The sequence below is a fragment of the Jiangella aurantiaca genome (assembly GCF_004349105.1).
Classification (GTDB): Bacteria; Actinomycetota; Actinomycetes; order Jiangellales; family Jiangellaceae; genus Jiangella; species Jiangella aurantiaca.
This window is the reverse complement of record NZ_SMLB01000051.1, coordinates 37,025-43,924: the sequence shown is the minus strand read 5'-3', so window position 1 is coordinate 43,924 and position 6,900 is coordinate 37,025. Positions and strand designations below refer to the sequence as shown.

The following is a 6,900-nucleotide window of genomic DNA, read 5'->3' as shown; positions in this document are numbered from 1 at the left end:
CCTGGGACGACGTCAGCGAGCCGGACCGCGAGCGGAGCATCCGCGCCGCCACCCTGGCCCGGGTCGGCCGGCCCGACGAGGTGGCGGCCGCGGCGGCGTTCCTCGCCCCGGCGGTCGTGCTGTACCTGGTGTTCGTGCTGGTCCCGCTGGTGCAGTCGGTCTGGCTGTCGCTGCACGAGTGGGACGGCGTCAACCCGGTCAAGACGTTCGTCGGGCTCGGCAACTATCTCGACCTGCTCGACGACCGGCTGTTCGGCGTCAGTCTGCGCAACACGCTGCTCTGGGTCGGCCTCGGGACGGCGGCCTCGCTGGCGCTGTCGCTGGGGCTGGCGCTGCTGGCGTGGGGCACGGGGCGCGGGTTCGCGGTCTTCCGGACGCTCTACTTCATGCCGCAGGTGCTGCCGACCGTCGTCGTCGGCATCGTGTGGGGCTGGATCTACCATCCCAGCTTCGGCGTGCTCAACCGGATCCTCGACGCCGTCGGGCTGGACGGGCTGGAGCGCGGCTGGCTGGGCGATCCGGACGTCGCGGTGTACGCGATCCTGGCGGCGTCGGTGTGGGCGTCGATCGGGCTCTCGTTCGTGATCTTCTCCGCGGCGCTGAACAACGTGTCGGCGGAGCTGCTCGACGCGGCGAAGGTCGACGGCGCCAACGCTGTCCAGCGGTTCCGTCACGTGATCGTCCCGCAGCTCTCGCATGCCGTGACGCTGGTGACGTCGCTGCTGCTCATCCACAACTTCCAGGCGTTCGACATGGTCTGGGTGATGACCCGCGGCGGGCCGCAGAACAGCACGCAGCTGATCGCGACGTACACCTACCAGAACGCGTTTGCCGACAACCAGGTCGGCTACGGCGCCGCGCTGTCGGTGGTGCTCACGGTCGTCTGCCTGATCGTGACCGTCGTCTTCGTGCGGCTGCGCGAACGAACGAGCGAGGTGTGACGATGGCCGTCCCGACACTGACCGCACCCCCAGCGGAGGTCGCGCCGTCGTCGTCGAAGCGGCCCGGGCGGCATGGCTGGACCGCGCTGCGCTACGCCGCGCTGATCGGCGCCGCACTGGTGTTCGTCGGCCCGTTCGTGTGGATCTGGATCTCGTCGCTGCGGGACTCCACCGACATCGGCCGCGACCCGTTCGGGCTGCCGACGGAGCTGAACTGGGAGAACTACCGCAACGCGTTCGTCACCGGCCGGTTCGGCAGCTACCTCGGCAACACGTTCCTGTACGTGGCGTTCGTGGTGCCGCTCGTGGTGGTGCTGGCGTCGATGGCGGCGTATGCGCTGACGCTGGTGCGCACGAAGGTGACGACGCTGCTGTTCGTGCTGATCCTGCTCGGCGTCATGGTGCCGTTCCAGTCGATCATGATCCCGCAGTACTACGTCGTGCGCGACCTCGGGCTGCTGGGCAGCTACTGGGGCATCATCGTGCCGGCGCTGGCGCTGGGGCTGCCGTTCGGCATCTTCCTGATGCGGGCGTTCTTCCTCGGCCTGCCCGGCGAGCTGCGCGACGCGGCCCGAGTCGACGGCGCGGGCGAGCTGCGGGTGTTCTGGCACGTCATGCTGCCACTGGCCCGGCCCGGGCTGCTGTCGCTGGCGGTGTTCCAGTTCATGTTCACCTGGAACGCGTTCCTCATCCCGCTGCTCTACGGCCAGCACGAGAACCTGCGGCCGGTGGCATCCGGGATCATGTTCTTCGTCGGCGAGTACCAGACCGACCGGGCGGCCATCGCCGCCGCCGTCACGCTGACCTGCCTGCCGGTGATCATCACGTACCTGTTCCTGCAGCGGTACTTCATCGCCGGCATGACGGCGGGAGCGCTCAAGTGACCGAGTCCGCCGTCGTCGGTAGAGTCGCCGCGGTGCCGAGCATCCCGTCCGAACGACTCGCCCTGTTGTTCAAGGTCGCCCACATGTACCACGTCGAGGGACTGCGCCAGCCGGACATCGCCGCCCGGCTGCACGTCACCCAGTCGAAGGTGTCGCGGCTGCTCAAGGAGGCTGTCGGCCTGGGTGTCGTGCGCACCGTCGTCGTCACTCCGCCCGGGGTCTTCGCCGAGCTCGAGTACGCGCTGCGGGAGCGGTACGGCCTGCGCGACGTCGTCATCGCCGGCACGCAGTCCGACGACGAGGCGTCGGTGCTGGGGGCGATCGGCGCGGCCGGTGCCGCGTACGTCGAGAGCACGCTGCTGCCCGGCGACCGCATCGGGATCTCGTCGCGGTCGGTGTCGCTGCTCGCCGTCGTCGAGGCTATGGCGCCGGTGCCGGCCCGGTCCGCCGAGGTCGTCGTGCAGATCCTCGGCGCCATCGGCAACCCGGCGGTGCAGGTGCAGGCGACCCGGCTCACCGACCGGCTGGCCGAGCTGACCGGCGCGGAGCCGGTCTACCTGGTCGCGCCCGGCGTCGTCGCGTCGCTGGAGGTGCGCGACGGGCTCTTGGCCGACCCGTACATCTCGCGGGCGGTCGCCGCCTGGGGGGAGCTCACGACCGTCCTGGTCGGCATCGGCAGCATGAGCACGTCGCCGCAGCGGCTGTCGTCCGGCCCGGCCTTCCCGCCAGGGGACCTGGAGAGTCTGGCCGCGGGCGGCGCCGTCGGCGACGTCTGCCTCAACTTCTTCGACCGCGACGGCGAACCCGTCCGCTCGGGCCTCCACGACCGCGTGCTCGGCATCAGCGCCGACCAGCTGCGGCGGGTGCCGCGGCGCATCGGCGTCGGCGGCGGGCCGCTCAAGGTCGACGCCATCCGCGGCGCGATCCGCGGCGGCTGGATCGACGTCCTGGTCACCGACCAGCACACCGCCCGGCGGCTGCTCGCCTAGGCTGTCGCCGGATGCGCTCGCCGCTCAGCCGTGTATGAGATCGTGGCTGCGCGCGGCGTCTGCCGTCAGGTCGTCGCGCTCGTGGACGATGTGCCGGACGCCCCGCAAGCGGGCCAGCTCGCGGCCCATGCGCGCCGCCGTCTCCTTCGTGCCCGCGATGACGATCAGCCGCTCGCCGTCCTCGAACACGTTCGCCCAGCGATCACCGCGCGGCACTGTGTGAATGTCCCCAGCAGCCATCCCGACCCGCCCTCTCTGGAGCCGCAACATCCCATGCGTCCGTACCCTTCCCTCACGGGGCATGCGGGACCGTGGGTGGAATGTGCGCTCGAGACCATCGTCGTCCCCGCGGAGCTCCACGCGCTGCCGTTTCGTCGATCTTTGCCGAGCCGTTCGGCACACTTGGCCGCGACAATGGTGACCGTTGCGGGCTAGTTTTGTGGGTATAGCGGATGAAGACGACGAGAAGACCGCAGCTAGATTGGTCTGTACCATGCATCCCGAAGTTCTGATCGGTCCGCAGGAGACGGCCGTGAAGAGGGACGCGGCAGCACGCCCGATGGCATGGGGGCCCGATGACGAGGTCGACACAGGTGAATTCGCCGGAGCCCGATTGGGACGATCCCGGGCTCGACCTCGATGCCGTCGGCCTGGCTGCGGAGTTCGCCGCCTACGTGCGCCGCAAGGGCATTTCGCCCGAGGGGCGCGAGCAGGCCCTCGGCGCTTGGCTCGACGAGATGATCGCCGAGCTCGAGACCGATGTCGACGACCCGCGCGACTGATGCCGCTGCACCAGCCTCGGCAACGTCCCTGGCCGGCTCGCGGTCGCCGCCTGCGAGCGCGCAAGGCCGAGAGACAGGCATACTCCTAGGATGCCGAGGCAGCTGCCGACCGTCGTCGTCATCGACGATTCCACCGAGGTTCGGGCCGTCATCACGGCGCGGCTTCGGCTGTCGGGATTGCTCGAGGTAGTGGGCGAGGGCGGCGACGGCACCGAGGCCGTCGGTTTGGCCTACCGGCACCAGCCGTCGCTGCTGCTGCTCGATCTGTCGATGCCGGTGATGGACGGCCTCGAGGCGTTGCCGGGCATCCTGGCCGTCTCGCCCGCCACCCGGGTCGTCGTGTACAGCGGATTCGACGAGGGCGGGTTGGCGCATAGCGCGGAAGAGCTCGGCGCGGCCGGCTTCATCGAGAAGTCGCTGCCCATCGACCGCCTGGCCGGCGAGCTGCTGGCCAAACTGCCCGACCGCCACGTCGTCCCGGACCCGCGCGAGCGGCCCAGCGGCAGGTCCGCCGGTTCCGGCCGGGCCGCGCTCAGCTACGACCAGCAGGTGCTCGACGAACACCTCGAGCGGTTCCACGAGGTCTTCGAGCAGGCCGCCATCGGCATGGCGACGATGACCCTGACCGGCAGCATCGTGCGCGCCAACCGCGCCCTCAGCGACCTCATGGGGCACAAGCCGCACGAGCTGATCGGCCTCGACTACGGCCGGCTGACCAGCGGCCGCGGCGACCTCCTCGACGCCGCCCTGTTGGACATCACCCGGATGTCCGCCGACATCGTCCACCTCGAGCACGACCTCAACGGCACCGTCGACCCGCCGCGCAAGGTGCTGGCCACCCTGGCGCCCGTGCGCGACTCCCGCGGCCAGGCGCTCTACGTGTTCCTCCAGGTCCAGGACATCACCCGGCAACGCGCCGCGGAGGAGCAGCTGCGCCGCAGCGAGGAACGCTTCCGGCTGCTGGTCGAGGCTGTGCGCGACTACGCCATCTTCATGCTCGATCCGCTAGGGCACGTCGCCAGCTGGAACGCCGGCGCCGAGCGGATCAAGGGCTACACCGCCTCGGAGATCATCGGCCAGCACTTCCGCGTCTTCTACCCCCCGGACAAACGCGAGGAGCAGCACCCGGAGGACGAACTCCAGCAGGCGCTGCGCACCGGCCAGTACGGCGAGGAAGGCTGGCGGCTACGCAAGGACGGCACCCGCTTCTGGGCCAACGTCCTCATCACCGCCGTCTTCAACGACATGGGCGAACACATCGGCTTCGCCAAGGTCACCCGCGACATGACCGAGCGCCGCCGGGCCGAAGAGGAACGCGCCGCCGCCGCGGCCGCCCTCACCCAGGCCAACCAGCAGCTGCGGCAGGCAGCCGAGGAACAGAAGCAGTTCCTCGCCGTGACCGCGCACGAGCTGCGCACACCCGCCTCCGTCCTCGACGGGACCGCCGACACCCTCAGCCGGCATTGGTCCGACCTCACCGACGCCGACCGCACCCGGCTGCTGCGCAGCATGTCCAGCAGCGCCGCCCGGCTGCAGCGGCTGGTCACCGACCTGGTGACCACCTCACGGCTGGACGCCGACGCCCTGCGGCTCCGACCGGCCCCGACATCGCTCGCCGTGCTCGTGGCCACCGCCATCGAAACCGTCCGCACGACCCGCGCGGACGGCCCCGTCGTGACCCACCTCGAACCCGACGTCCAAGTCCTCGCCGACCCCGGCCGGCTGGTGCAGGCCATCGAGAACCTCATCGGCAACGCCCTGCACCACGGCACCCCGCCGGTCGACGTCCGCATCGGCACCCACGGCGGCACCGCCCGCGTCGAGATCACCGACGCCGGACCCGGCGTGCCGACGCAGATCCGCCACCAGCTGTTCGAACGGTTCACCACCGGCGACGGCACCCGCGGCACCGGCCTCGGCCTCTACATCGCCCGCGAACTGGCCCGTGCCCACAACGGCGACGTCACCTACGAACCCGGCACCCCCGACCGCCCAGCCGGCACGTTCGTCCTGACCCTCCCACTGGCACCCGGCGTCCGCGAATAGGGGTGCGCCGCGCGGCGCATGGCCCACCGCCCCGCCGGGTACGCCGGACGCAGACGGGACGGCGAGAGGGGATGCCATGAGGGCCGTGACATGGCAGGGCCGACGCGACGTGCGCGTGGAGGAGGTCCCGGACCCGCGGATCGAGGAGCCCACCGACGCCGTCATCCGGGTCACGACGACGGCGATCTGCGGCTCCGACCTCCATCTGTACGAGCCGCTGGCACCGCTCATGGAAGCCGGCGACGTCATGGGGCACGAGTCGATCGGCATCGTCGAGGAGGTCGGCGACGCCGTGCCCAGCCTCGCGCCCGGCGACCGCGTCGTCGTGCCGTTCCAGATCTGCTGCGGCACCTGCTACATGTGCGGGCAGGGCCTCCACACCCAGTGCGAGACCACGCAGGTGCGCGAGCACGGCATGGGTGCGGCGCTGTACGGCTACACGAAGCTGTACGGCCACGTGCCCGGCGGGCAGGCCGAGTACCTGCGGGTCCAGCAGGCCCAGTACGCGCCGATCAAGCTCCCGCAGGAGGGCCCGGATGAGCGCTACCTCTACCTTTCTGACGTGCTGCCCACCGCCTGGCAGGCCGTCGAGTACGCCGCGATCCCGACCGGCGGCACCGTCCTGGTGCTGGGCCTCGGCCCGATCGGCGACATGTCCGCGCGGATCGCGCTGCACCGCGGCCACCGCGTGGTCGGCGCCGACCCGGTCCCGGAGCGCCGCGACCGGGTGGCCGCCCGCGGCGCGGCGGTGGTCGACCCGGAGGGCGACGACGTCACCGCGCGGGTGCGTGAGCTGACGGACGGGCGCGGCGCGGACTCCGTCATCGACGCCGTCGGCATGGAGGCGCACGGCTCGCCCACCGCGCGGTTCCTGCAACGGCTGACCGGCCTGCTGCCCGACGCGATCGCCGAGCCGCTGACGCAGAAGGCTGGCATCGACCGGCTGGCGTCGTTGTACACGGCGATCGACGCGGTGCGGCGCGGCGGCACGATCTCGCTGGCCGGCGTCTACGGCGGAGCGGCCGACCCGCTGCCGATGCTCACGCTCTTCGACAAACAAGTGCAGCTGCGCATGGGCCAGGCGAACGTCCGCCGCTGGACCGACCAGATCATGCCACTGCTGGACGACGGCGACCCGCTCGGCGTCGAGACCTTCCACACCCACCGGCTGCCGCTCGACGAGGCCCCAGCCGCCTACGACATGTTCCAGCGCAAGGCCGATGGGGCCGTCAAGGTCCTGCTGACGCCCTGAGGAGGC

At 71.0% G+C, this 6,900-nt stretch carries 7 protein-coding genes; 6 read left to right on the top strand and 1 reads right to left on the bottom strand.

All coding sequences use genetic code 11. From position 1 onward, the window contains the following. The 3 genes from E1262_RS25280 to E1262_RS25270 all read left to right on the top strand — a co-directional run. A partial coding sequence (locus tag E1262_RS25280) for a carbohydrate ABC transporter permease (RefSeq protein WP_132106856.1) occupies positions 1 to 941 on the top strand: 941 nt, incomplete at its 5' end. 2 nt (positions 942 to 943) lie between these two features. Then, positions 944 to 1,825 (top strand): carbohydrate ABC transporter permease, encoded by an 882-nt coding sequence (locus tag E1262_RS25275; protein ID WP_132106854.1) that lies wholly within the window; start codon positions 944 to 946, stop codon positions 1,823 to 1,825. Continuing rightward, positions 1,822 to 2,814, top strand: a complete 993-nt coding sequence (locus E1262_RS25270) for a sugar-binding transcriptional regulator (RefSeq protein ID WP_203454405.1) — start codon at positions 1,822 to 1,824, stop codon at positions 2,812 to 2,814. Before E1262_RS25275 ends, E1262_RS25270 begins: the two co-directional genes overlap by 4 nt. 24 nt (positions 2,815 to 2,838) lie before the next feature. Here E1262_RS25270 and E1262_RS30540 read toward each other — a convergent pair whose 3' ends face one another. Continuing rightward, positions 2,839 to 3,030, bottom strand: a complete 192-nt coding sequence (locus E1262_RS30540; RefSeq protein ID WP_162606070.1) for a DUF2188 domain-containing protein — start codon at positions 3,028 to 3,030, stop codon at positions 2,839 to 2,841. A 359-nt stretch (positions 3,031 to 3,389) separates the two neighbouring features. Between E1262_RS30540 and E1262_RS25260 the strand changes: the two genes are divergently transcribed. From E1262_RS25260 to E1262_RS25250, 3 genes are all read left to right on the top strand, one after another. Further along, positions 3,390 to 3,596, top strand: coding sequence for a hypothetical protein (locus E1262_RS25260; RefSeq protein ID WP_132106850.1), 207 nt, complete (start codon positions 3,390 to 3,392; stop codon positions 3,594 to 3,596). Positions 3,597 to 3,686: 90 nt separating this feature from the next. After that, positions 3,687 to 5,642 carry a PAS domain S-box protein gene (locus E1262_RS25255; RefSeq protein WP_132106848.1) on the top strand — a complete coding sequence of 652 codons (1,956 nt, stop codon included), beginning with the start codon at positions 3,687 to 3,689 and terminating at the stop codon, positions 5,640 to 5,642. A gap of 76 nt (positions 5,643 to 5,718) precedes the next feature. Then, positions 5,719 to 6,894, top strand: coding sequence for an alcohol dehydrogenase catalytic domain-containing protein (locus E1262_RS25250; protein WP_132106846.1), 1,176 nt, complete (start codon positions 5,719 to 5,721; stop codon positions 6,892 to 6,894). The last annotated feature ends 6 nt before the right edge of the window (positions 6,895 to 6,900 follow it).